Annotated in this window: 26 protein-coding genes; 17 read left to right on the top strand and 9 right to left on the bottom strand. The window is 66.9% G+C overall.

Annotation, left to right across the window (positions count from 1 at the left end; translation table 11 throughout):
* The first annotated feature begins 86 nt into the window (after window positions 1-86).
* From B9Z03_RS13520 to B9Z03_RS13530, 3 genes are read left to right on the top strand one after another with little or no spacing between them, the layout of a single operon-like run.
* Window positions 87-1,841 (top strand): sensor histidine kinase, encoded by a 1,755-nt coding sequence (locus B9Z03_RS13520; protein ID WP_139832269.1) that lies wholly within the window; start codon window positions 87-89, stop codon window positions 1,839-1,841.
* Window positions 1,816-2,595: a peptidoglycan-binding domain-containing protein gene (locus B9Z03_RS13525; RefSeq protein ID WP_244561740.1), complete on the top strand. Its 780-nt coding sequence runs from the start codon at window positions 1,816-1,818 to the stop codon at window positions 2,593-2,595. Before B9Z03_RS13520 ends, B9Z03_RS13525 begins: the two co-directional genes overlap by 26 nt.
* Before the next feature lie 22 nt (window positions 2,596-2,617).
* A complete protein-coding gene (locus tag B9Z03_RS13530; protein WP_085464681.1) occupies window positions 2,618-2,962 on the top strand; it encodes a DUF1491 family protein in 345 nt (114 codons plus the stop codon).
* On the opposite strand, the gene B9Z03_RS13535 is transcribed toward B9Z03_RS13530, so the two are convergent.
* Window positions 2,963-3,964: a hypothetical protein gene (locus B9Z03_RS13535; protein WP_085464682.1), complete on the bottom strand. Its 1,002-nt coding sequence runs from the start codon at window positions 3,962-3,964 to the stop codon at window positions 2,963-2,965. It lies immediately after the preceding gene.
* A 175-nt stretch (window positions 3,965-4,139) separates the two neighbouring features.
* Here B9Z03_RS13535 and B9Z03_RS29420 point away from each other — a divergent pair, with 175 nt between their 5' ends.
* A complete protein-coding gene (locus tag B9Z03_RS29420; RefSeq protein ID WP_139832270.1) occupies window positions 4,140-4,331 on the top strand; it encodes a hypothetical protein in 192 nt (63 codons plus the stop codon).
* A gap of 5 nt (window positions 4,332-4,336) precedes the next feature.
* Here B9Z03_RS29420 and B9Z03_RS13540 read toward each other — a convergent pair whose 3' ends face one another.
* The 8 genes from B9Z03_RS13540 to msuE all read right to left on the bottom strand — a co-directional run bounded on the left by B9Z03_RS13540 (window position 4,337) and on the right by msuE (window position 12,666).
* On the bottom strand, window positions 4,337-4,885 hold the full coding sequence (locus B9Z03_RS13540; RefSeq protein ID WP_085464683.1) for a DUF1254 domain-containing protein: 549 nt from the start codon (window positions 4,883-4,885) through the stop codon (window positions 4,337-4,339).
* Window positions 4,878-5,426: a DUF1214 domain-containing protein gene (locus tag B9Z03_RS13545; protein ID WP_432416998.1), complete on the bottom strand. Its 549-nt coding sequence runs from the start codon at window positions 5,424-5,426 to the stop codon at window positions 4,878-4,880. The genes B9Z03_RS13540 and B9Z03_RS13545 overlap by 8 nt, the downstream gene beginning before the upstream one ends.
* 84 nt (window positions 5,427-5,510) lie before the next feature.
* Window positions 5,511-7,655 carry a transglycosylase domain-containing protein gene (locus B9Z03_RS13550; RefSeq protein ID WP_085464685.1) on the bottom strand — a complete coding sequence of 715 codons (2,145 nt, stop codon included), beginning with the start codon at window positions 7,653-7,655 and terminating at the stop codon, window positions 5,511-5,513.
* Between the two features lie 357 nt (window positions 7,656-8,012).
* The gene (locus B9Z03_RS13555) at window positions 8,013-8,783 is read right to left on the bottom strand and encodes an ABC transporter ATP-binding protein (protein WP_085464686.1); all 771 of its coding nucleotides are present in this window, start codon (window positions 8,781-8,783) and stop codon (window positions 8,013-8,015) included.
* Window positions 8,784-8,793: 10 nt separating this feature from the next.
* The gene (locus B9Z03_RS13560) at window positions 8,794-9,768 is read right to left on the bottom strand and encodes an ABC transporter substrate-binding protein (RefSeq protein WP_085464687.1); all 975 of its coding nucleotides are present in this window, start codon (window positions 9,766-9,768) and stop codon (window positions 8,794-8,796) included.
* Window positions 9,769-9,812: 44 nt separating this feature from the next.
* Complete coding sequence (locus B9Z03_RS13565; RefSeq protein ID WP_085464688.1) at window positions 9,813-10,652, bottom strand: ABC transporter permease; 840 nt, start codon at window positions 10,650-10,652, stop codon at window positions 9,813-9,815.
* A gap of 4 nt (window positions 10,653-10,656) precedes the next feature.
* Entirely contained in the window at window positions 10,657-12,024 is a 1,368-nt protein-coding gene (locus B9Z03_RS13570; RefSeq protein WP_085464689.1) for an LLM class flavin-dependent oxidoreductase, read from the bottom strand.
* A gap of 84 nt (window positions 12,025-12,108) precedes the next feature.
* Window positions 12,109-12,666 (bottom strand): FMN reductase, encoded by a 558-nt coding sequence (gene msuE, locus B9Z03_RS13575; RefSeq protein ID WP_085464690.1) that lies wholly within the window; start codon window positions 12,664-12,666, stop codon window positions 12,109-12,111.
* 267 nt (window positions 12,667-12,933) lie between these two features.
* Between msuE and B9Z03_RS13580 the strand changes: the two genes are divergently transcribed.
* The 13 genes from B9Z03_RS13580 to B9Z03_RS13635 all read left to right on the top strand — a co-directional run bounded on the left by B9Z03_RS13580 (window position 12,934) and on the right by B9Z03_RS13635 (window position 22,446).
* On the top strand, window positions 12,934-14,007 hold the full coding sequence (locus tag B9Z03_RS13580) for a right-handed parallel beta-helix repeat-containing protein (RefSeq protein ID WP_085464691.1): 1,074 nt from the start codon (window positions 12,934-12,936) through the stop codon (window positions 14,005-14,007).
* Window positions 14,008-14,297: 290 nt separating this feature from the next.
* On the top strand, window positions 14,298-14,507 hold the full coding sequence (locus tag B9Z03_RS13585) for a cold-shock protein (RefSeq protein WP_085464692.1): 210 nt from the start codon (window positions 14,298-14,300) through the stop codon (window positions 14,505-14,507).
* Between the two features lie 116 nt (window positions 14,508-14,623).
* The gene (locus tag B9Z03_RS13590; protein ID WP_085464693.1) at window positions 14,624-14,842 is read left to right on the top strand and encodes a hypothetical protein; all 219 of its coding nucleotides are present in this window, start codon (window positions 14,624-14,626) and stop codon (window positions 14,840-14,842) included.
* A gap of 174 nt (window positions 14,843-15,016) precedes the next feature.
* Window positions 15,017-15,817, top strand: a complete 801-nt coding sequence (locus tag B9Z03_RS29425; RefSeq protein WP_139832271.1) for a hypothetical protein — start codon at window positions 15,017-15,019, stop codon at window positions 15,815-15,817.
* Entirely contained in the window at window positions 15,768-16,991 is a 1,224-nt protein-coding gene (locus B9Z03_RS13595) for a DNA-packaging protein (RefSeq protein ID WP_139832272.1), read from the top strand. Before B9Z03_RS29425 ends, B9Z03_RS13595 begins: the two co-directional genes overlap by 50 nt.
* A gap of 216 nt (window positions 16,992-17,207) precedes the next feature.
* Window positions 17,208-18,416, top strand: a complete 1,209-nt coding sequence (locus tag B9Z03_RS13600; protein WP_085464695.1) for a phage portal protein — start codon at window positions 17,208-17,210, stop codon at window positions 18,414-18,416.
* Window positions 18,417-18,525: 109 nt separating this feature from the next.
* A complete protein-coding gene (locus B9Z03_RS13605) occupies window positions 18,526-18,849 on the top strand; it encodes a DUF6107 family protein (RefSeq protein WP_085464696.1) in 324 nt (107 codons plus the stop codon).
* A gap of 64 nt (window positions 18,850-18,913) precedes the next feature.
* Complete coding sequence (locus B9Z03_RS13610; protein WP_085464697.1) at window positions 18,914-19,546, top strand: HK97 family phage prohead protease; 633 nt, start codon at window positions 18,914-18,916, stop codon at window positions 19,544-19,546.
* Window positions 19,543-20,778: a phage major capsid protein gene (locus tag B9Z03_RS13615; protein ID WP_085464698.1), complete on the top strand. Its 1,236-nt coding sequence runs from the start codon at window positions 19,543-19,545 to the stop codon at window positions 20,776-20,778. The genes B9Z03_RS13610 and B9Z03_RS13615 overlap by 4 nt, the downstream gene beginning before the upstream one ends.
* 199 nt (window positions 20,779-20,977) lie before the next feature.
* Window positions 20,978-21,547 (top strand): head-tail connector protein, encoded by a 570-nt coding sequence (locus B9Z03_RS13620; RefSeq protein WP_085464699.1) that lies wholly within the window; start codon window positions 20,978-20,980, stop codon window positions 21,545-21,547.
* Window positions 21,547-21,873, top strand: coding sequence for a phage head closure protein (locus tag B9Z03_RS13625; protein ID WP_085464700.1), 327 nt, complete (start codon window positions 21,547-21,549; stop codon window positions 21,871-21,873). The genes B9Z03_RS13620 and B9Z03_RS13625 overlap by 1 nt, the downstream gene beginning before the upstream one ends.
* On the top strand, window positions 21,870-22,055 hold the full coding sequence (locus tag B9Z03_RS13630; RefSeq protein WP_085464701.1) for a hypothetical protein: 186 nt from the start codon (window positions 21,870-21,872) through the stop codon (window positions 22,053-22,055). Before B9Z03_RS13625 ends, B9Z03_RS13630 begins: the two co-directional genes overlap by 4 nt.
* Window positions 22,036-22,446: a DUF3168 domain-containing protein gene (locus B9Z03_RS13635; RefSeq protein ID WP_085464702.1), complete on the top strand. Its 411-nt coding sequence runs from the start codon at window positions 22,036-22,038 to the stop codon at window positions 22,444-22,446. The genes B9Z03_RS13630 and B9Z03_RS13635 overlap by 20 nt, the downstream gene beginning before the upstream one ends.
* Window positions 22,447-22,590: the final 144 nt, after the last annotated feature.

A 22,590-nucleotide genomic window follows, 5' to 3' on the forward strand; every position in this document is an offset into this window, starting at 1 on the left:
CGCCTTATTCATTCTTTAAACCGTGGGTGCGAGGGTCGGTCCAAGGAAGCAGATCCGCTCTGCGGAAGTGTCTCGGGTAGACCGGTTTGAGTTCAGTTGCGTCCAGCGTCATCGGGTTTTCGGCAGGAGTGGCCGCGAGCTGCGACCGTCTCGTCGCCCCCACGGTCGGGGGCGTGGAGCGGGCGTGCCAGCGGCGCCTCATCGCCGCTTTGCTTGCCGGTCCCTTCGTGCTGGCGGGTGTCTGGCCGTCGGTGTTCGCCGCCGGCCTGCCGCGCGATCTGAGCTTCGGCGTCCTGACGCTCTGCTTCTTGATGGCCTGGGCGAGCATCGCCTATGTCGCGACACGCGCCGACCTGCCTAATACCGCCTCGGCGACGCTCGCGGCGGCGACGATGCTGCTGGCCGTGGCGATTGCCGGCGCGGGAGGAGTTTCCTCCCCGGTGATGCTGATCGCCGGTGCGCTCACCTTCGAATCCTGGTGGATCATGCGCAGCCGCAGGGCGCTCGTCTGGGGCGGCGTCGCGGCAGCCGTCGCGATCACCGCGCAGCCTCTGATGGGAATGTTCGGCCTTGTGCCGGCCTCCGCCTTCAGCGCGTGGCACTGGCTCGTGCCGCTGGCCTATGGCGCCATCGCCGCGCCGCGCCTGGCGAGCGCCGTGCGCGAAGAGATCGAGGCGCAGCGCCAGCCGCGCGAGACGGCGGTCGAGGACGTGCTCGACGCGGTGGTGCTGCGGATCGCCCGCAGCGGCGACACGACGGATGTCGGCGGTCGCAGCGACGCGCTGCTGGGTGTCGCGCCCGAGCTGCTGCTCGGCGAAGGCTTCTTTGAGCGCGTGCATGTGAGCGATCGGGTCGAGCTGATGCGCGCGCTGGCGGATGCCGATCGCGGCCATGCGGACTTCGAGTTGCGCATCCGCGTGGCGGGCGACAGCGCGGGCACCTTCCGCAGCTTCGAGGCAGAGCTGCATGGCGGGTCGCCGCGCCTGCTGGTACTGCGCGGCAACGGCAAGGTGGAAGCGCTGCGGCAAGAGCTCGCCGAGGCGCGCGAGCAGGCGGCCGGCAGCGATGTTGCCAAGGCGCGATTCCTCGCAGCCGTGAGCCATGAGCTGCGCACGCCGCTCAACGCCATCATCGGCTTCTCCGACATGCTGGCCTATGAGATGGTCGGCCGCTTCACCGATCCGCGCCAGAAGGAATATGCCTGCCTGATCCGCGATTCCGGCGGCCATCTGCTGAGCGTGGTCAACTCGATCCTCGACGTGTCGAAGATCGAATCGGGCGCCTATCCGATCCGGCCGGAGCCGTTCCGGTTCGCGGAAGCGGCGTCCACCTGCCATGCGATGCTGGCGCTGCAGGCCGCCGAGAAGTCGGTCGAGCTCTCCAACCGCGTCACGCCGGCCGTGGGCGAAATCTGCGCCGACCGGCGCGCGGTGCAGCAGATCCTGATCAATCTGCTCTCAAACGCGGTGAAGTTCACGCCGCGCGGCGGCTCGGTGAAGCTCGACGCGCGCCGCCACGGCCGCATGATCACCTTCGAGGTGGCCGACACCGGCATCGGCATCGACGAGGAGGATCTTGCGCGGCTCGGCCGGCCTTTCGTACAAGTGCACAACGACTATACTCGCCAGTTCGACGGCGCGGGGCTGGGGCTTTCCATCGCCAAGGGTCTGGTGGCGCTTCACGGCGGCGCGATGTCGATCCAGAGCTCGCCGGGCGCGGGCACGGTGGTGAGCGTGACCCTGCCGATCGAGGGACATGCGGTGGTGGCCGCTCCCGAGCCGAAGGTGCAGGACGCGGAGGTTGAGGAGTACGACGGTGCGACGTTCCGAAAGTCGGCTTGAAGAAGACAGCCCCGTCGGCGCCTTCCTGCGCGACGGCGTCTATGCGGCAGGGGCTGCGATCTCGCGCAATCCCGTCCTGGTCGGCGGCACCACCGCCTTCCTGGTGACGCTGTTCTACGTCTCGGCCAACGCGCTGTGGTACCAGCCGCAGCCGCATGCGAGCGCCTTCTTCATCACGCGCGAGATGCCGAACTACGTCGCCCCGCAGCCGGAGACCGATCCGTTCCAGGACGAGGAGGAAGAACACTCCGCCGCGCCGCCTCCCGCTGCCGCGCCCCGCCTGCCGGCGGACCCGACCGTGCAGCAGGTGCAGGACATTCTCGGCGACCTGAACCTCTATACAGGCTCCGTGGACGGCATCGCCGGACCGCAGACCAAGAAGGCGATCGCCGACTACCAGAAGCTGGTCGGGCTCGATCCCTCGGGCGAGATCGACCAGAGCCTGCTCGACGAATTGATGGCGCGGCGCGCACCGCAGAAGACGGACGACACGTTGCCGCCGCGGCCAGCACCTCGGCCCGCGCGCGTTGAAGCGGTGGCCGCGGTCGCGGCCCAAGAGCCGCGCGAGGACGTACTCAAGATCCAGGCCGGGCTCAAGGCCTTCGGCCATGACGGAATCGAGCTCGACGGCAAGCTCGGGATGAAGACCAAGACGGCCATCCGCGAGTTCCAGTCTTTGTTCGGCCTGCCGGTGACCGGCGAGCCGGACGAGAAGCTGCTGGCCAAGATGCGCCAGATCGGCTTGACCAACTGAGCTTTCCCGCGCAGGGAAGGCGATGCGTGTCACCAGCGATCTCTGGGTCTCGGCCTTGCTGCGACGGGCCTTCGGCGAGGGCGGCTTCGGCGCCGTGCTGCGCCGCGGCGGCGACAGCGCCGGTGCGATCTTCATCGTCACCCGCGACAGGATGGGCGAGGCGACCCTCTACGGCCCGGCACCGCAGACCGGCTACGACGATGCGCGGCCTGACGACCGGCTGTTCGTGGAGCTGATGCGGACGACCGAGGAGGCGCGGATCGACGAGCGGCTGGCGAAGGAGAGCCGCTTCGACCCCGACCTGTGGCTGGTCGAGATCGAGCCGGGACGGCCGGACGCCGAGCTTTTTCCGCTCATGAAGCCCTGATCACGAGGCCCTGAGAAGCCGCGCTTCGCCGGCGACCGTTTCGGCTTCAGCCTGACGCTGCACGAGCGCGGCAACGCTTTCGGCCTTGAGCCGGCGGATCTCGTCTCGGCCCGCTTCGGCATGGATGAGATTGTAGTGCTCGACAAAAAGGCGGATCGCCTCCGCATGCGGGTGGGCGTTCGGATCGATGGCGCTGACCACCAGGAAGGCCTGCTCGACGCTGAGACCTAGACCGCGCAGCACCAGGACCAGCGAGCGACGCAGGGCGCGCTGCGACAGCGGCCGGGCCTGCGTGTAGGCGATGTCGGCGGTGTCGGCGAGCGCGGTCTGGAAGAGGGCGGGGACGCCGGTGAGCGCGGTGTCGCGCAGCTTGCCATAGTCCGTCGTAGCTGGCTGGGCCTCGGGATCGGGAAGCGACCGCCTTGCTTCGCCGCCGACGGCCATCATCGCGCGCAGCCTGGCGCGCGCGCCCTCGGCCGTGCCGGCGGGGCGCGGGATCGCCGTCTCGGCGCTGGGCGACAGGACGATCTCCTCCTCGAGCGACGGCGCCTGGTCGGACGGAGCGTCCAAGGCCTCCTGCGCGGCGGAAGCCGCTTCCAGGGCTCGGATGAGCCGGGCGATCGCCGGGTTGAGGGATGAGCGGTTGGCGATAGCACGCGCATGGTCGATGCCGTGGCGGGCGATCAGGCCGATCAGGTCGACATCCTTCAGCGCGCGCGACCGCATCAGGATCGGGGCGGAGATTTCTAGTGGTTCGGCCGCAAGACGCCGAACCAGACCGGCGGGGGCGGGCCGGCATTCCGACAGTGCGGCGGCTACGTAGCGGCGGGCTTCCGCGGAGACCTGATCGTAGAGAGGCAGGGTGAGATCGTCGAGCTGGACCGCATTCTGCCGTGTCGGGCGGGTGAGGGCGCAGAAGGCGGAGACGGAGGCGCGGAAAAGCCTTTCGGCCTTGCCCTCCTCGCCGCGTATGGCGATCTCTCTGAAGTCTGAACTGGACACGGACGCTGCTGATACTCGACGCGGAACTGGCGTGAATGACCGCAAACGGCGGATTTCACGGGGCATTCTTCATTTTAGACATGATCCGTTAGCAGTCCGTTAACCGTATGGGCGTCTCATCGACGAGAGGTTGAGTTGCAGTCGCAAGGAGTGTGCATCCAGAAAGGCGGATCGAATGGCGACCATACTGAATTTCCGACCAAGAGAGTCGACGATTTCCAGACCGAGGGAGGGCAGCGGCCCGGCCCAGGTGGTGTTCTTCACCGGCGTGCGCTACGAGCGCACCGCGTCGGGCGAGGCGCGAAAGGCCGAAGCGAAGGGCGACGACCGCAAGCTAGGCTCGCAGCAGGCCACGCTTCCCCACTAGAGCCGTCAGCCCGCTCCCGTCTCGCAGCGCGCGGCGGAGATGTGGCGCTCGACGGTCTGCCGCCAGCTCGGATCCGGCACGAAGCTGCGCAGGATGACCATGCCTTCCGAAATGTCGGTTTCCACGAAGACGGCGTTCTCGTAGTTCGCCGGCATCGCCTTGCGAAGCTCGATCAGCTGCAGCGGTTTCGCCACCACCACGTCGAGGATGCCGCCGGTGGCCGTGCGCTCGCTGAGGCTGAAAACGTTCTGGCCCCGCCGGTCGAACACCGACAGCGACCAGTAGGGAACGTGCCCTGGCGAGAAAAGGTGCACCGAGCCGTCCTCGAGGTCGAACCGGCAGGCCGCGACCTCGAACATCGGATCGGCGTTCGCGAGCGCCTTGCCCGCAGGGCCGGCGCGGTCGAGCCGGTGGACCAGGTAGGGCGGACCCGCCTCGGAGACGAGCGCCCATGAATCGCGCTCGGAATAGAACGGGATCAGGAAGACGATCGCGATGTGGACGATGCCCGCGCCCACCAGCCCGACCAGCACGGCATAGAGAAGCCTAGCCATCGCAGCCGACCCTCAGAACCTGTGGCAGCTCCGTGCCGGCGATGTCCTCGTTGGAGGCGACGGGCGTGTCGTAGAGGGTGAGCACCAGCGCCATCGTCCCGTCGCCGGACAGGGCAAGCCAGTTGCCCGGTGAAGGGTGGCGGCTCGCAGTGAGCACGACCGAGCCGTCGCTTTCCCGCATCAGCGCCTGCGAGGGCAGCGCCGCTGCGCGGGCCACGCCTGCGCCGGTCACATGCAGCGTCCAGAAGCGGGCGGAGGGAACCTGGCCCTCGACGCGGTAGGTGCAGGACAGGCGCAGCGGCTCCCCGCCTGAATCGCGGCCGGTGGTGAAAGCGATGCCCTCTGCGCGGCCAAGCGGTAATTCGGCTTCGCGCGCGACGCGCGCCTTCGAATAGGGATCGGCATCCGGCGAGCCGGCGTTGGGATAGGCGGTCCAGCCACGCACGGTGAGCGCGCCGACGCCTTCCGCGCTTTCCAGCGCATACCATGCGCTGGCCGCGCCGCCACCCACGGCGATCACCGACGACAGGAGTATGGTCATGGCATCGCGAAGCATCGGATCAGGCGGGCCGGAGGGAAACGGCGACCGGTCTAACGCGGCGGCGCGGGGGCAGGCAAGTGCGGGTCACAGGGCCGACAGCGTCTCGCTGGCGGGTGGCGCGATCTTCGGCGCCTCCTCGAATCGCTTCGACAGCGACATCAGGAAGGACGCCGTCTCGGCGGACAGGGAACGCGGCAGCTCCGGGGCGGGGGCGGCGTTCTCGGCCGGTTTGGCCGCGGCCACCGCCGGCTCCTTCGGCTTGTCGACGAAGGGATTGTCGATCAGCGGGATCGGCTTCAGCTCGACGTTCTGGTGGGCGTACGCCATCAGCCGCTGCCAGGTCATCGCCGGCAGCGAGCCGCCGGTCATGTTGCGGGTGGGCGTCGACTCGTCATTGCCCATCCAGACCGCCGCCAGGTAGTTGCCGGTGAAGCCGACATACCAGGCGTCCTTGTAGGCCTGGGTCGTGCCCGTCTTGCCCGCGCTCCGGATACCGGGAAGAGCCGCGCGGCGGGCGGTGCCGGTTTCGGGGATCTGGACCATGATCGAGTTCATCGACGCCACGGCCTGCTCGGACAGCACGCGGTGCGGGGGAGGGGCGTCGCGGGCGTGGTCGTAGACGATCTCGCCGGAATGGGTGGTGATCTGGGTGATGCCGTGGCGCGTGCCGGCCATGCCGCCGTCGGCGAAGACCTGATAGCCGGTCGCCTGGTCCATCACGGTCAGCGAGGAGGTGCCGAGCACCATCGTTTTGTCGGAGAAGACGGGCGATTCCACGCCCATGTCCTCGGCGAGCTTCTTGATCGGCGCGATGGTAAGATGCTCCTTGGCGAGCCTGACCGGCACGGTGTTGATCGACTTGATCAGCGCGGTGGCCAGCGTCATGCGGCCCGAATAGCCGCGCGAATAGTTCTTCGGCGACCAGTTGCCCCACGAAATCGGGCCGTCGGAGATGACGGACTCCGGCTTGAACCCCATCTCCATCGCGGTCGCATAGACATAGGGCTTGAACGACGAACCGGTCTGCCGCTCGGCCTTGGTGGCGCGGTTGAACTGGCTCTCGCCATAGTCGCGCCCGCCGACGATCGCCCGCACCGCGCCCGAATGGTCGAGCACGACGATCGCGCCCTGCTTGACGCCGTAATCCTTGCCGAACTGGCGCAGGTGGAATTCGAGCGACTCCTCCGCCGCCCGCTGGATGTTCAAATCGATCGTGGTGCGCGCCACCAGCGAATGCGAGGGCGCCGCCGCCGCGATGCGCTTGACCTCGTCGAAGGCCCAGTCGAGGAAATAGTCCGGCCGCTGCGTGTCGCCGCGGTCGACCGGAGTGGCCGGGTTGCGCCGCGCCGCCAGCACCTGGCCCTCGGTGAGGAAGCCGCCGTCGACCATGGCGGTGAGCACGACATTGGCGCGGGCGCGTGCGGCCGGCAGGTTGATGTGCGGGGCATATTTGGCCGGCGCCTTGAACAGGCCGGCCAGCATCGCGGCCTCGGCGAGGTTCACCTCCTTGATGCCCTTGCCGAAATAGAAATCGGCCGCCGCGGTCACGCCGAACGTGCCGCCGCCCATATAGGCGCGGTCGAGATAGAGCTGCAGGATTTCCTTCTTGGTGAGGTTCATCTCCAGCCAGACGGCCAGGAACGCCTCCTTGACCTTGCGCTCGATGGTGCGCTCGTTGGACAGGAACAGGTTTTTCGCCAGCTGCTGCGTCAGCGTCGAGCCGCCCTGGACGACGGAATTGGCGCGCACGTTCTCGCTCATGGCGCGGAACAGGCCGAGGAAATCGATGCCGTAATGCTCGAAGAAGCGGCGGTCCTCGGTGGCGAGCACGGCCTTGATGACATGGTCCGGCATCTCGTCGATCGGCACGGAATCGCGCTGGATGATGCCGCGCTGGCCGATCTCGTTGCCGTAGCGGTCGAGGAAGGTGACGGCGAATTCCTGCTGCGAGCGCCAGTCCTTGGAGGTTTCCTCGAAGGCGGGCATGGCGAGCGCCAGAAGTACGATCGAGCCGGCCGCGCCCATGGTAAAACCTTCGGAGAAAAGCTCCACCAGCCCGCGCCGCCAGCCCGACACGCGGAAGCGGCGGAAGAAGATGGTGATCGCCTCCCATCCCTGGCCGAGGCGAAAGCCGAGATCGTAGAGCGAGGAATCGATCCATGCGTCGAGATCGAGCAGCCTTGTGGCTCTCGGACCCCGCGATGTCCTCTTCCCCGTGCGATCGTCCATAGCGCTTCAGCCCACCGCCAGCGGCCGCATAGATGCGCCCGAGCACGGCAATTTCGGGGCAGTCCCCACCCGGTTTCCCCTCAGGCCGCCCTTGTCGGCTATTTCGCGGGGAGGGACAAGAAGGATTCGGGCGGGGATACGGAAAGGTGAAGGAGGGTGGGAAATCGCAGCGGGCGTCCGGATGAGGGTTGAGCGACCGACTTGGGGCCGCAAGGAGACGGGGTGCTGCTTTCATCGAGGCAGGGCTGACTGACCCTGGCTAACCTATTCAGCGCATTGTGGGGCGCTGAAGCCGGCCGCGTAATGTTTCCATGCAGGCATATTGCCCGCGGACACTCTCGGCCGGCCTCCACCGCCTTAGTGTAAGCCGAATTCCCGCAGCAGCGCCTCGCGGTGCCGCACGAAGCGATTCTCGCTGCGATCCCGCGGACGCGGCAGATCGATATCAACCACACGGATAGGCGTTCCCTTTTCCTTCGGCATGACGAGCACCCGATCGGCCAGGTAAATCGCCTCTTCCAGATCGTGGGTGACGAGGATCATCGTGACCTCCTCCTCACGCCAGATGCGCGCGAGCTCCTCCTGCATGGTGATCTTGGTCATCGCATCGAGAGCGCCGAGCGGCTCGTCGAGCAACAAGATTTCCGGTTGCACCGTCAGCGCCCGGGCGATGCCGACCCGCTGCGCCATACCGCCGGAAAGCTGACGCGGATAGGCATTCTCGAACCCGTCCAGGCCAACGAGGCGGATGTAACGTCTTGCCTTCTCCTCGGCGTATGCTTTGGAATCGCCGCGAACATCCAGCCCGAACGAAACATTTCCCAGCACTGTGAGCCATGGGAGTAGCCGCGGCTCCTGGAAGATGATTGCACGCTCGGTTCCAACGCCGTGCACAGGCACGTCGTCAATCAGCACCTCGCCGGCATCTGGCACCTCCAGCCCTGCCAATATTCGTAGAAGCGTGGTCTTGCCGCAGCCTGAAGGCCCTACAATGGCCAGTATCTCGCCGCCCCGGATATCTAGCCGCAACTCTCGCAGCACGTTCAGGCGTTGCCCATTCATCGCGAAGGACTTGGAAAGACCGCGAACGGCGACCTCTCCGCGGCGCGTTTGCACGACAACGCTCATCGCCGCTCCCTCAGTTGGTCGACGCGCCGCCGGTGACAAGGAGAATGTCCTTCGCCACCAGCTTGCCCGCTTCGATACGGCCCTCGCGCTCCAGCACGTCGATCCAGAACTGGATATCGCGCTCCACGGGCAGACCGCCGGCGCGCACGCCGTAGCCCTTGAAGTGCTTTGCAAGATCGGGGTTCTCGCCACGCTCCTGGAGGGCCTTGGCGAGGATAACCCGCGTTTCCGCCGGGTTCTCGCGGGCATAGTCGAGCGCCTTGGCAGCCCCTTCGACGAAGGCCCGAGCCTGTTCTGGATGGGCGTCGACCCAATCGCGGCGAAGCACCACAAAGCCGCCGGCGATCTCGCCGAGCACGTCGGTGTCGTCGAAGATAGCGCGGATTCCGCCCTTCTCGCGCGCGGCACCTTCAAAGGTCGTCTGCCAGTAGCCGAAGGCCGAGATGTCGACCTGCCTGGAGCGCAGGACCTGCTCCAACTGCGGGCCCGGGACGACGATCAGGTTAGCCGCATCTTGCGGCAGCCCGTTCTGGTGCAGCGCTTCACGGACGGCATAGTCGAGGTGCGCGCCGAGCGTGTTTACGGCGATCGTCTTGCCGGCGATGTCCTTGATGCTCTTGATGGGGCTGTCGTCCAGGACGTAGAAGATGGACTGCGCCTCGTCGTTGATGCCGTTCGACGGATAGGCGGCCACGAAGTCGTTGCCTCCTGCTATCGAATTTAGGACTGCGGCGGTGGCAGCACTTCCAAGCTCGACGCTGCCTCCGGCAAGAGCGATCAGCGATTCCGGTCCGCCGGTTGCATATCCGACATTCTCCAGCTTGATCTCGGCCTTGTCGTAATAGCCGAGTTCCGCGGCCAGCTCATGGGCCGAGATGCCGCCATGGCTGGCGAGGAAGCGTATGGTAACTTCTTCTGCCAGCGCGAGATGGCTGGTGGTCGAGAGAAGGACTGCGAGGGTCAGGCTTCGAACAAGCGCTTTCATGTGGATCTCTCCTTGTTGGTTCACGTCTGTGGTGGTGAAAAGGTTTAGCGCGCGACCTCCGACCAGCGACACAGGCGGCGCTGGAGCGTGACGAGTACGGCATTTGCCGCGAGGCCAAGCGCGGCGAGCAGGAAGATTGCGCCGAACATCAGCGGGATCTGGAAGTTGTACTGAGCGTTCATCACCTGGAATCCGAGGCCCTTGTTCGCGCCGATCATCTCGGCCGCTATGAGGAGCAGGAGCGCGGTGGTGGCAGAGAGGCGCAAGCCCACGAAGATCGCGGGAACCGATGCCGGGAGGACGACGCGCCTGAACACCGTAAGCCTCGACGCCCCGAAGGTTCGTGCCATTTCGATCAGCTTGGGGTCGACCTCCTTCACGCCGCCGATGGTGGCGAGGAGGAGGGGAAACAGCGTCGCCCAGAAGATGACGAACACCTTCGATGTTTCGCCTAGTCCGAGCAGCAGAATGAATACGGGATAGAGCGCCAAGGCGGATGTCTGGCGGAACAATTGCAAGATTGGATCCAACGCCCGCTCCACGGAACGGATCTGGCCCATGAAGAGACCAAGCGGAATGCCGATGATGACTGCCGCCCCGAACGCAATGCCCGACCGTTGCAGGCTGATCGCGATGTCCCCCACCAGACGCCCGGATGCGAGCGCCTTCCAGACTGCCGCAGCGATGGTGTCCAGAGGCGGGAAGATGGACGGGTTCACCCAGCCCATCTTCGCAGAAACCTGCCACAGGACGAGGAAGCCGACCAGCAGCCCGTAGCGAGAAAGCGCGTGTTGAAACGCGACGGCGGCTGGATGACTGGCTACGCCAACGGGTTCCCCGCGACGACGCGGAAGCGGCAAGGTGTAGACGTTCTGAATGGTCATGGCCTCACTCCGCTGCTTCGATCGAGTGTCGGGCGGTCGCCCAGCGGTTTTCGGGGAACGGCAGGCCCAGATTCTCGCGAAGTGTGCGGCCTTCATAGGCCGTGCGGAACAGGCCGCGACGCTGCAGCTCGGGAATGACCAGTTCGACAAAGTCGTCGAGCCCAGTCGGCAACCAAGGCGGCAGGATGTTGAAGCCGTCTGCAGCCTCGTTTTCGAACCACTCCTGCAACGTGTCGACGATCTTGACGGGCGTGCCGATGATGGTGAAGTGGCCGCGCGCAGAAGCAACCCATTGGTAGAGCTGGCGGATCGTGAAGCCGTTCTCGTCCGCAATCTGCCGGATGAGCGCCTGGCGGGACTTCATTCCCTCCGTCGGCGGAGCAGGCGGCAGCGGACCATCAAGGTCGTATCCGGCGAGATCGAGTGTGCCCCCTGTCAGTGCATTGAGGAGAGCGATGCCGTCTTCTTCGAGGATCAGGCTGGTCAGGCGGTCGTACTTTTCGCGGGCCTCGTCTTCCGTTCGCCCGATGAAGGGGGAGACGCCGGGCATGACAAGGACATGGTTCGGGTTACGGCCCAGACCGCGTGCGCGGGACTTGATGTCTCGGTAGAATTCCTGGGCGGTGCCAAGATGCTGGTGGGCGGTGAAGATCACCTCGGCCGTCCTGGCTGCAAGACCCCGACCGTCATCCGACTGCCCGGCCTGAACGATGACGGGGTGGCCCTGCGGCGACCGGGGAACGTTCAGCGGTCCCCTAACCTGGAAGTGCTCCCCCTTGTGATCCGTGCGGTGCAGTTTCTGAGGATCAAAGAAGCGTCCGGACGTCCGATCCCTAAGGAATGCGTCATCCTCGAAACTGTCCCAGAGCTTCTTTACCACGTCGACATGTTCGCTTGCGCGTCGATAGCGGTGTGCGTGGGGATGCTGAATGTCGAGGTTGAAATTGTGCGCCGCGGCCTCCGTTGCCGTGGTGACGACGTTCCACCCTGCGCGTCCGCCCGAGATCAGGTCGAGCGACGCGAATTTTCGCGCCAGGTTGTAGGGCTCTTCGTAGGTCGTCGAGGCTGTAGCGATGAAGCCGAGGTTTTTAGTGAGCGGCGCGAGCGCCGAGAACAGTGTCACGGGCTCGAAGCCCGCGACCTTGGCGTTGCCGCCTTCCGTTCCGCCCCCGAAGCTGACCGCCAGTCCGTCCGCGAGGAAGTAGGCGTCGAACAGGCCGCGTTCTGCCGTCAGGGCCAGCTGTTTGTGGAACTCGAAATTGGTGGCGCCGTCGACCGGCTGATCCGGGTGACGCCAAGCGGCGACGTGCTGTCCGCCGCCGGGCAGGAAAGCGCCAAGCTTTATCTGTTTCGACTTGGGCTGGTTCGTCATGGAAACCTCCTCAAAATGGGCGCACACCACCGCTCCCGCGCCGGGAGCGCGGGCTGGTTGATCCTTCATGCTTTGGTACGGCCGCTAGGCGGCCAGGCTCACGCTTTCAGTTCCGCCGATGGCACGGCACGCCTCGGCGACAGCCTGCTGCGCCCTCGCGCGGATGGCGTCGGAGGCGAGCGCGCCGTCGGCGAAATCGCGGTCCGACGCGTAGATGGCGGTCGGCATGGTCAGCGCCTCGAAGAAGCCGAACAGCGGCCGGAGTTGGTGCTCAACGATGAGCGAATGGCGTTCGCCTCCGCCGGTCGCGGCGAGGATGACCGGCTTGCCCCGCAGCGCCGATGGATCGAGCAGGTCGAAGAAGTGCTTGAACAGACCGGTGTAGCTGCCTTTATAGGTGGGCGAGCCGACCACGAGCACGTCGGCGGCCACAACCCGCTCCACCAGGTTGCGGGCGGCCGGATCCAATTCACCAAGCCGCCGCGCTTGGCCGAGCGACAGCCCGAGATCCTGGATGTCGAAAGTCACGGATGCCGCGTCGATGCGTACAGCCACCTGCCCGACTATGTGTTCGACAAAGGCTTTCGTCTTCGACGGGCGAGTGATGTTGCCTGACACTCCCAGCACGAGCTTTGCTGACATTCCACGCTCCTGATCAGCTATTGCCCACTAAATCTACCAATTTTGTAGAATTTAGCAAGGAAGAAGATTTTGAAGGTCGGCACGTTCAGGGGACCAGGTTCTATATTCCGGTAATGTCGGAGCAATTCGCGCGGCCGATCGCGATGATTGGAGATGCAGCCTTCGTGCGCGGACGTTGTGGACCAGCACCGACGGAAAGCCGCTCTCGCCCTTGAACTCCGCCTCGCTCCGTGACAACAGTGACGTTGGGGCATTGGGGGATTTTCGATGAACATCGTCAGGGTGGCGGCGCTTGGCGTTGTGTGGCTGGGGCTTTCGCAGGCGGCTGAGGCGCAGACGGTCAATTGCGTGGAGATCGCGGCGCTGCCGGCGGTGATCTCGGAGCCCGGCGTCTACTGCCTGAAGAAGAACTTCTCGGTGAGCCTGGCCGACGATGTCGCCATCGCGGTGCTGGCCAGCAACGTCACCATCGACTTCAACGGCTTCAAGATCGGCAACATGCCGGCCGGCGAGGAAACGCTCGCCGTGGGGGTCGGCGTGTTCGAGCGGCGCAATGTCGTGCTGCGCAACGGCAACTTCCGCGGCTTCATGATGACCATCGGCCTGCTCGCGTCGGATCCCGAGAAGTCCTCGGGGCACCTGGTCGAGAACATGATGATCGATTCCAGCCTGGTCTACGGCATCTTCGCCGTCGGCAACGGGCTGGTGCTGCGCAACAACCAGATCGTCAACTCGGCCGACACGCGGGTCAGCTCGACGAGCGTGACGCGGATGCTGGCCAAGGCCGGCGCGGGCGGCGTGACACGGCAGCTGCGCGCCATGCGCACGGCCCGTGCGCGGGCTCATGCGCGGGCCGGCGCGGCCGGCGTCGCGCCGCAGATCGACACGCCCGGCGTGGCGCCGATCATGGCCGCCGTGACCAACAGCGTGATCGAGAAGAACACGATCTCCTCCGTGCGGGCGCTGGGCGAGGCGGACGGCATCGTGGTGCTGGCCGGCCAGGGCGTGGCGGTGCGGGACAATTTCATCGCCGGCCTGCGCGCCGGAACGCTCGTCGCGGGCATCGGCGTGTCGGATTTTTCCGACAACATCCTGCTTCAGAACAACACCATCCTGGACGGCGAGACGACCGGCGCCGACACGGTCTACGGGATCGAGTCGCAAGCGGTGAGCGGCGTCATGTGCCTCAACAACGTGATCGCCGGCTTTTCCACCGCCGCCTCCTATGGCTGCGTGCCGGCGACCTGCGACGACGGACGGGCCGATGCCTGCACGACGCCGACGACGGGCGCGGTGAGCAACGGCCGCGTGCCGGCACCGACGAGCCTGCGGGCGCGGTAGAGCTGCCCGGTGCCGCAGGCGAGGCTGCGATAGCGCCGGGCGTGGCCGCCGTGAGGCCGGTGAGGCCGGGCATCCGGCCGACACCGAATGCCCGGTCGCCGGGGGCGAAACGCGGGGCCTTGTTTCGAACACCATTTGCGCCTATATGTCGTTCATCGATCTTGCTTGTTGAACTTTCTTTCTGGCGCCTGGCGCTGTCTGCGATCTTCCTCTCTCAAAATCGATCTGAACCGTTTGCGCTGCATGTGCAGGGCAAGCCATTTGCTACGACCGATTGACAGGAAATCGTCATGAACACTGGTACCGTCAAGTTCTTCAATGCGACCAAGGGCTACGGCTTCATCGCTCCCGACAACGGCGGCGCGGACGTCTTCGTTCACGTCTCCGCCGTTGAGCGCGCTGGCATGCGCACCATCGTCGAAGGCCAGAAGCTGAGCTTCGAAGTTGTGCAGGACCGCCGCAGCGGCAAGAGCGCTGCCGAGAACCTGCAGGCCGCGTAAGGAATCGTCTTCGATCCGCGACCGCGGATGTACCGGCGCGGATCGTCGAGACGACTGGAGAGGTCGGGCCAACGCCCGGCCTTTTTGCTTTTCGGGGGCAGGAAAGGAACGACGCCATGAGCGATGTAACCCAGCAGAACCTGTTCCGGCCGGCCCGTTCGAAGGCCGAGTCGAAGGCAGACATCACCAACAACGCGGCCCGCGCGATCATCGACGACGAGGCCGCCCGGCGCGAAGCCAAGACCGCCAAGCTGAGACAGGCGCGGCTGGAACTGGAAGCCGCCGCCGAAGCCGAGGCCAAACCCGCCGCGCGCAAGGCGAAGCGGCGGGGCTGACTGCGCCCGGCCAAAAGGCCGCGGCCGGCGCATGAAATATCATAGGAAAAAAGTCCTTGACGCCGTGACGGTGGTCTGATAGGGTTTCGTCATCGTCGGAAGTGTGCCCCTCAAGCTCCTCCCCGGAGCGGGCGCCCCGGCGGGTTTCATGTCATCACATCGTCGGAGCAGTGGATGGGCCGCGGGATCAGCGAGGCGCAGTGGTTTGCCGCGCGCGAGCTCTCGGAGGGCCAGCCGCCGACCAGGGTGCGGGTGGCGGCCGTGCTGGGCGTCGACAATTCCCACGTCTATTCCCGTTCTTCCGCCGAAGGCTGGAAGACGATCGACCATCGCAACCAGGAAATCCGCGGCCTCTATCGCGAGGTCCAGGCGATCGCCGCCGCCCTGTCGGGGCGCGCGCCGCCGGAGGAGAAGGTCGCGGATTTGCCGCCGCTGGACGAGAAAGAAGCGAGGGGACCTGAAGGACAGCCGCGTCCTGCAAACCCGCCGGCGGACCCGGCCGCGATCGCGCCGGAGCCGGCGATGGGCCCGGACGCCGGGGAGGGCGCCGCGCGCGGCCCTGCCGCCGAGCCCGCGCTTGCCGTGCCCGATTGGGACAGGATGGACCCGGTCGAGCTGCTCGCCAATGCCAGCGGCTTCGTCGCGCGGCAGGTCGGCCGGCTGATCGAGAATGCCGACCGGCGCGGCGGGCGGCTCGACAAGGCGCAGGTCGAGGGGCTGGCCGCGCTCGGCAAGATGATGGACCGCTGGGAGGTGCTGGCGGCCGAACGGACGAAGGACGACAAGAAGAAGAGCGATGAGAAACTCGCCGACGTATTCAAGAGAATTGACCGCCGAATTGTCGAACTCGCTGTCGAAGGCGCCGAGTTCCTCGACCAGCGGCGCCGGCGAGGACGAGGCACGACGCGTCGACGCGGAATGGCTGATGCGGGGTCGCCCGGAACAGATTCCGATCTGGCGCAGCCTGCTCGCTGACCCGCCCGAGACCTGGCTGGTGGTCGGCGGGCGCGGCGCCGGCAAGACGCTGCTGGGCGCGGAATGGGTCGCCGGGCTGGTGCGCGGCTTCCCGCCTTATTCGCGACGGCCGAAATACAGGAACATCGCGCTGGTGGGCGAAACGCTGGCCGACGTGCGCGAGGTGATGATCGACGGCCCGTCGGGAATCCGGACCGTCGCGCGCGGTTCGCGGCCGCGCTTCGAGGCGACCCGACGACGGCTGGTGTGGGACAACGGCGCGGTGGCGCAGGCGTTCTCGTCGGAGGATCCGGACAGCCTGCGCGGGCCGCAGTTCGACGCGGCCTGGTGCGACGAGTTCGCCAAGTGGAAGAATCTGCAGGCGACCTGGGACATGCTGCAGTTCGGGCTTCGCCTCGGCGAACCGCTGCAGCTGATCACCACCACGCCGCGGCCGGTGAAGCTCCTGAAACAGCTGATGGCGCATGAGCGGGTGCATGTGACGCAGATGCGCACGGCCGACAATGCGCAGAACCTGGCGGCCGGCTTTCTCGCCGCGGTGAAGGAGCGCTACGGCGAGACGCGACTGGGCCGCCAGGAGCTCGACGGCGAACTGGTCGAGGACCGCGACGACGCGCTGTGGAACCGCGCCAAGATCGAGGCCGAGACCGCGCCGGCCGGCGAACTGCGGCGCATCGTGGTGGCGGTCGATCCGCCAGCCTCGGCGACCAAGCGCTCGGACGCCTGCGGCATCGTCGCGGCGGGGCTGGAGGCGGACGGACGCGCGGTCGTGCTGGCGGATTTGAGTGCTGCCGGCCTTTCGCCGCTCGAATGGGCGGGCAGGGCGGTGGCGCTGTACCACCGCCTCGGCGCTGACTGCATCGTCGCCGAGACCAACCAGGGCGGCGACATGGTGGGCACGGTGATCACGCAGGTGGATCCGGCCGTGCCGGTCAGGCCGGTGCGCGCCAGCCGCGGCAAGTGGCTGCGCGCCGAGCCGGTGGCGGCCCTGTATCAGCAGGGCAAGGTGCGGCACGCGGAACGGTTCGCGGCGCTGGAGGACGAGATGTGCGACTTCGGCCCGGACGGCCTCGCCAACGGCCGCTCGCCCGACCGCGTCGACGCGCTGGTCTGGGCGGTAACGGAGCTGATGCTGAGGCAGCGGTCGGAGCCGCGGGTGAGGGGGATGGGGTAGGGGAGTAAGGCAGTAGGCAGTAGGCAGTAGGCAGTAGGCAGTAGGCAGTAGGTGCAGGACTTCATGAGCCCAACTATTGCCGTTTCGCTTATGTTGCGGCCTGACCAAGCGGTTTGTAGTTCTCCTACTGCCTACTGCCTACTGCCTACTGCCTACTGCCTACTGCGTCACTCCGCTCACCATTCGACCGCAACAAACTCCAAGGAGGTAGCCTCGATGGCTTGGACCTGGCCGTTCGCCGGGCGCGGACGTGTGCGCCTTTCAGAGACCCTGGAGAGGCGCGAGCCGGTCGCCTCGCCAGTAGCTTCGACGCAAGTGGCGGCAACCAAGGCGTCGTCCGGTTTCGTGGCGCTGCACATGCAGGGCGAGGCGGCGTGGACCAGGCGGGACTATGCCGGGCTGGCGCGGCAGGGCTACATGATGAACCCGGTCGCGCATCGCTGCGTGCGGCTGGTGGCGGAGGCGGCGGGCGCCGCGCCGCTCGTGCTCTACCAGGGCGCGCAGGAGCTGGAGCGGCATCCGGCGCTGGAGCTGCTCGCCGCGCCCAATCCGCGCCAGACGGGCGCCGCCTTCATGGAGGCGCTGGCCAGCCACCTGCTGATCTCGGGCAATGCCTATATCGAGATGGCGGAGGCGAGCGAGGACGCGCGGGAACTGCATCTGCTGCGACCGGACCGGGTGAGCGTCGTGGAGGATGCTGGCGGCTGGCCGGTGGCGCTCGACTATCGGACGGGCAAGGCCAAGCGGCGCATTGCGCTGGGCGAAGAGGCGCTGCACCTGGCGCTGTTCCACCCGCTCGACGACCACTACGGCTTTCCGCCGCTGGAGGCGGCGCTGACGGCGCTCGACCTGCACAATGCATCGGGGCGCTGGAACAAGGCGCTGCTCGACAATTCGGCCCGGCCCTCCGGCGCGCTGGTCTATGCGCCGAAGGAGGGCGGCAACATGACCGACGAGCAGTTCGACCGGCTGAAGGTCGAACTGGAGCAGACCTACTCGGGCGCGGCCCATGCCGGGCGGCCGATGGTGCTCGACGGCGGGCTCGACTGGAAGGCGATGGGGCTGACGCCGAAGGATATGGACTTCCTCGAGGCGCGCAACGGCGCCGCGCGCGACATCGCGCTCGCCTTCGGCGTGCCGCCGATGCTGCTCGGGATACCGGGCGACAACACCTATGCCAACTATCAGGAGGCCAACCGGGCCTTCTACCGGCTGACCGTCCTGCCGATGGTCGGCCGGATCGCGGACGCGTTTTCGCAATTCCTGTCGGGCCGTTTCGGCGAGGAGCTTCGGCTCTGGTACGACCCCGACGGGATCGAGGGCCTATCTCTGGAGCGCGAGGCGCTGTGGCGCCGGCTGCAGGCGGCGGACTTCCTGAGCGAGGACGAGAAGCGGGAGGCGGTGGGGTATGGGAAGAGGCAGTAGGCAGTAGGCAGTAGGCAGTAGGCAGTAGGGAAGAAGATCCTTCCGTGCCGGATAGCCTTACTCCGACTACTGCCTAAGCCCTACTGCCTCCCCCAAGGGATCATCCAACATGACAGATCTGTCGAACACGGCCTGGCTGTGGGTCGCGAAAGGGCTTGGCGCGGTGGCGGGGTCGGCGATCTCGATCGCCTATGTGCTGCCGAAAGGACGCCGCGAGGCGGCGATCCGGTTTGCGGTGGGCGTCGTCGCGGGGCTCGTCTTCGGCGGGGCGACCGGCATCAAGATCGCGGCGGAGCTCGAGATCGCAGATCGGCTGGGGCCGGTCGAGACGACGCTGATGGGCTCGGCGGCGGCGAGCCTGTGCGCCTGGTGGGCCGTGGGGCTCGTCTCGCGCCGGCTGGCGCGCAAGCCAGCGGCCGCGGCGCGCGACTGATCGCGGGCGGCGTCGCCCCGTAGGCCGGCACGGAGCCAGGCAGCACAATCACAAGGAGAGCGAGATGACGGTGGAGCCGGCGCGCCGGCCTGTCGAGCGCAAGTTCGCGGGCGTGGTGCTGGAGGATGTCGAGGCGGACGGCGCCTTTTCGGGCTATGCCAGCCTGTTCGGCAAGGTGGACCTGTCGCGCGACGCGGTGGAGCCGGGCGCCTTCCTACGCTCGCTGAGGCGGCGCGGGCCGGAAAGCGTGCGGATGCTGTTCCAGCACGACCCGAACCAGCCGATCGGCAGGTGGATGACGATCCGCGAGGATGCACGCGGGCTCTATGTGCGCGGCCGGCTGACGCCGGGCGTGGCGCGGTCGCGCGAGGTGCTGGCCCTGATGCGCTCGGGCGCACTCGACGGGCTGTCGATCGGCTTCCGCACCGTGCGGGCACGGAAGGACGCGGGCACCGGCGTGCGGCGCATCCTCGAAGCGGATTTATGGGAAATCTCGGTCGTGACCTTCCCGATGCTGCCGGAGGCGCGGATCGACCGCGTCAAGGGAACCGGCCCGGCGGGCATGACGCGGATGCGCCGGGACATCGTGCGGCAGCTGCGCGGCGAAGCCGCGGCGCTGAGGCAGGCAGGGCTGGCGGAACGGTTCCGCCAGACCGCGCAGACACTCCAGACAGAAGAAGAGGACAGGTTCGCATGAGCAACGACACGCATGCGCCCGAGGTTAAGGGCGCCGACATTTCCGAGGCCTTCGGCGAGTTCATGAGCGCCTTCGAGGCATTCCGCGAGGCCAACGACGAGCGCATCGCGCAGATCGAGACGCGGTTCGGCGAAGACGTGGTTACGGCCGAGAAGGTGGATCGCATCGGCAAGGCGCTCGACGAGCAGAAGCGGGCGATGGACCAGCTGCTGCTCAGGAAGGCGCGACCGGCGCTCGGCCGCGAGGCGGGCGGCCGCGTCGCCAGCGAGCACAAGGAGGCCTTCGAGGCCTATGTGCGGCGTGGCGACGAGCGAGGCCTGCAGGCGGTGGACGTGAAGGCGATGTCCTACGGTTCGGGCCCCGACGGCGGCTACCTGGTGCCGGAGGAGACCGAGACCGAGATCGGCAAGCGGCTGGCGAACCTGTCGCCGATCCGCTCCATCGCTTCGGTGCGGCAGGTGTCGACCGCCGTGCTGAAGAAGCCGTTCGCGGTGTCCGGCCCCGCGTCCGGCTGGGTGGCCGAGACCGCGTCGCGACCGCAGACGAACACCTCGACGCTGTCCGAACTGTCGTTCCCGGCGATGGAAATCTACGCCATGCCGGCGGCGACCGCCTCGCTGCTCGAGGACAGCGCGGTCGATCTCGACCAGTGGATCGCGAGTGAAGTGGAGGCGGCCTTCGCCGAGCAGGAGGGCACCGCCTTCGTCACCGGCAACGGCACCAACAAGCCGAAGGGCTTCCTCGACTATACGGCGGTGGCGGACGGGTCGTGGAGCTGGGGCAATCTCGGCTATGTCGCGACGGGCGTCGACGGCGCCCTGCCGGCGTCCAATCCGTCCGACAAGCTGATCGACCTGATCTACAGCCTGCGGGCCGGCTACCGGCAGAACGCGAGCTTCGTAATGAATCGCAAGGTTCAGGCGTCGATCCGCAAGCTGAAGGATGCCGACGGCAACTATCTCTGGCAGCCGCCGGCGGGCCCCGGCGCGCGGGCCATGCTGATGGGCTTTCCGCTCGTCGAGGCCGAGGACATGCCGGATGCGGCGACGGATTCGCTGTCGATCGCCTTCGGCGACTTCGGTCGCGGCTACCTGGTGGTCGACCGAACCGGCGTGCGCGTGCTGCGCGATCCCTACTCCGCCAAGCCCTACGTGCTGTTCTACACCACCAAGCGCGTCGGCGGCGGGGTGCAGGACTTCAACGCGATCAAGCTGATGAAGTTTGGGGAGTAGGGGAGGGAGGGGAGTAGGGGAGATAGGGGAGTAGGGCAGTAGGGCAGTAGGGCAGTAGGGCAGTAGGGGCAGCCGCGATGGTGCTCTTATTGCCCGAGTCGGCCCGACTGCCGCTGCTCACTCCCTTACTCCCTTACTCCCTTACTGCCTTACTGCCCTACTGCCCTACTGCCCTACCCCCCAACTCCCAGGACCCCTCATGACCCTCTACCGAACCGTGGATCCAGCGGGCGAGCCGGTGACGCTTGCCGAGGCGAAGGCGCAGTTGCGCGTCGCGCATGACAGCGAGGACGTGCTGATCGCGGGCCTGATCAGGGCAGCGAGGGCCGAGGTCGAGGCGCAGACAGGTATGGCGCTGATCGACCAGTCGTGGCGGCTGTCGATGGACGACTGGCCGCACGACGGACTGGTGCGGCTGCGCCGGCATCCGGTGAAGCAGATCCTGTCTGTCACCGTATATGGCGAGGAAGGCGAGGCGGCGGTGCTTGATCCTCAAAGCTACGAGGCGGACCTGGCGAGCCGGCCGGCCAGGCTGCATTTCACCGCGCCGCCGGCGCCGGAACGGCGGCTGAACGGCATCGAGGTCGATTTCACCGCCGGCTTCGGCGAAGCGGGGACGGATGTGCCGGACCTTCTGAAGCGCGCCGTGCTGATGCTGGTGGCGCACTGGTATGAGTTCCGGGGCAGCTACCGCGCCGAAGACCAGCCGGTGTCGATCCCCGCCGGCTTCGACCGGCTGATCTCGACCTATCGGACGGGGCGGCTGTGATGCGGGTCGACCCGGGAGAATTGCGCACGGAGCTCGTGCTGGAGGAGGCGTCGCGGACGCCGGACGGCGCGGGTGGGTTCACGGAAAGCTGGACCGGAATCGCGACCGTGTTCGCGCGATTGCAGCCGATCGTCGTGCGGGACAGGTTCGGCGCTGACCAGACGATCGAGGAGGTGACGCATCGCGTGACGATCCGCCACCGGCCGGACGTCGCGAGCGGGATGCGCTTCGTCATGGGGGACAGGACCCTGTCGATCCTCACCGTGCACGATCCCGACGAGACGGGGCGCTATCTCGTCTGCCGGACCAGGGAGCAGGGCCGATGAAGGTGGCGCTCAGCCTGACCGTGGACGGGCTGATCCGCGCGCTGCGCGGGCGCGGGCACGCTCTGGCGGAAACGGCGGAGGTTCGCTACCGTCGCGAGGCTCATGCCCCGCGCAAGCCGAAGCGGGCTAACTCCGCACGACGGATCGAGGGGAGGGATCGCGATGACGTCGCCGGCCGTTGACCTGCAGAGGGCGATCCATGCGCTGCTGACGGCGGATGCCGCGCTGGTGGCGCGGCTGGGCGGGCAGAAGGTGTTCGACGCCACGCCGCCCAATGCGGCCTTTCCCTATGTCAGCTTCGGCCGCACCTCGATCTACGACTGGAGCACGGGGACCGAGAGCGGCACGGAACAGCTGTTCACCATTCATGTCTGGTCGAAGGCCAAGGGCAAGACCGAGACGCTGGAGATCATGGAGACGATCCGCCAGCTGATCGACGCTGCGCCGAAGGAACTCGACGGGCACGCCCTGGTGAACATGACGCTCGAATTCGCCGAGGCCCGCTACGACGAGGACCTGTCGGTGCACCACGGCCTGCTGCGGTTCAGGGCGGTGACGGAGCCGGTGGGGTAATCGGACGGCTGCGGTCTTCGACGCACTGGCCAGAGTTCCCACCTTTCATATTCGACGCCGTCATGCCCGGGCTTGACCCGAGCATCTGCGGCGTTGGTCACTGTTGCACGACGTCAATCGCAAGGGTCGGCAGATGCTCGGGTC

Source organism: Mesorhizobium australicum (assembly GCF_900177325.1).
Taxonomy (GTDB): domain Bacteria; phylum Pseudomonadota; class Alphaproteobacteria; order Rhizobiales; family Rhizobiaceae; genus Mesorhizobium_A; species Mesorhizobium_A australicum_A.

Coding starts and splice junctions, on each gene's coding strand:
- B9Z03_RS13530 (WP_085464681.1), top strand. CDS start 2,618: ATGCGTGTCACCAGCGATCTCTGGGTCTCGGCCTTGCTGCGACGGGCC.
- B9Z03_RS29420 (WP_139832270.1), top strand. CDS start 4,140: ATGGCGACCATACTGAATTTCCGACCAAGAGAGTCGACGATTTCCAGA.
- B9Z03_RS13540 (WP_085464683.1), bottom strand. CDS start 4,885: ATGGCTAGGCTTCTCTATGCCGTGCTGGTCGGGCTGGTGGGCGCGGGC.
- B9Z03_RS13545 (WP_432416998.1), bottom strand. CDS start 5,426: ATGACCATACTCCTGTCGTCGGTGATCGCCGTGGGTGGCGGCGCGGCC.
- B9Z03_RS13550 (WP_085464685.1), bottom strand. CDS start 7,655: ATGGACGATCGCACGGGGAAGAGGACATCGCGGGGTCCGAGAGCCACA.
- B9Z03_RS13555 (WP_085464686.1), bottom strand. CDS start 8,783: ATGAGCGTTGTCGTGCAAACGCGCCGCGGAGAGGTCGCCGTTCGCGGT.
- B9Z03_RS13560 (WP_085464687.1), bottom strand. CDS start 9,768: ATGAAAGCGCTTGTTCGAAGCCTGACCCTCGCAGTCCTTCTCTCGACC.
- B9Z03_RS13565 (WP_085464688.1), bottom strand. CDS start 10,652: ATGACCATTCAGAACGTCTACACCTTGCCGCTTCCGCGTCGTCGCGGG.
- B9Z03_RS13570 (WP_085464689.1), bottom strand. CDS start 12,024: ATGACGAACCAGCCCAAGTCGAAACAGATAAAGCTTGGCGCTTTCCTG.
- msuE (WP_085464690.1), bottom strand. CDS start 12,666: ATGTCAGCAAAGCTCGTGCTGGGAGTGTCAGGCAACATCACTCGCCCG.
- B9Z03_RS13580 (WP_085464691.1), top strand. CDS start 12,934: ATGAACATCGTCAGGGTGGCGGCGCTTGGCGTTGTGTGGCTGGGGCTT.
- B9Z03_RS13585 (WP_085464692.1), top strand. CDS start 14,298: ATGAACACTGGTACCGTCAAGTTCTTCAATGCGACCAAGGGCTACGGC.
- B9Z03_RS13590 (WP_085464693.1), top strand. CDS start 14,624: ATGAGCGATGTAACCCAGCAGAACCTGTTCCGGCCGGCCCGTTCGAAG.
- B9Z03_RS29425 (WP_139832271.1), top strand. CDS start 15,017: ATGGGCCGCGGGATCAGCGAGGCGCAGTGGTTTGCCGCGCGCGAGCTC.
- B9Z03_RS13595 (WP_139832272.1), top strand. CDS start 15,768: ATGCGGGGTCGCCCGGAACAGATTCCGATCTGGCGCAGCCTGCTCGCT.
- B9Z03_RS13600 (WP_085464695.1), top strand. CDS start 17,208: ATGGCTTGGACCTGGCCGTTCGCCGGGCGCGGACGTGTGCGCCTTTCA.
- B9Z03_RS13605 (WP_085464696.1), top strand. CDS start 18,526: ATGACAGATCTGTCGAACACGGCCTGGCTGTGGGTCGCGAAAGGGCTT.
- B9Z03_RS13610 (WP_085464697.1), top strand. CDS start 18,914: ATGACGGTGGAGCCGGCGCGCCGGCCTGTCGAGCGCAAGTTCGCGGGC.
- B9Z03_RS13615 (WP_085464698.1), top strand. CDS start 19,543: ATGAGCAACGACACGCATGCGCCCGAGGTTAAGGGCGCCGACATTTCC.
- B9Z03_RS13620 (WP_085464699.1), top strand. CDS start 20,978: ATGACCCTCTACCGAACCGTGGATCCAGCGGGCGAGCCGGTGACGCTT.
- B9Z03_RS13625 (WP_085464700.1), top strand. CDS start 21,547: ATGCGGGTCGACCCGGGAGAATTGCGCACGGAGCTCGTGCTGGAGGAG.
- B9Z03_RS13630 (WP_085464701.1), top strand. CDS start 21,870: ATGAAGGTGGCGCTCAGCCTGACCGTGGACGGGCTGATCCGCGCGCTG.
- B9Z03_RS13635 (WP_085464702.1), top strand. CDS start 22,036: ATGACGTCGCCGGCCGTTGACCTGCAGAGGGCGATCCATGCGCTGCTG.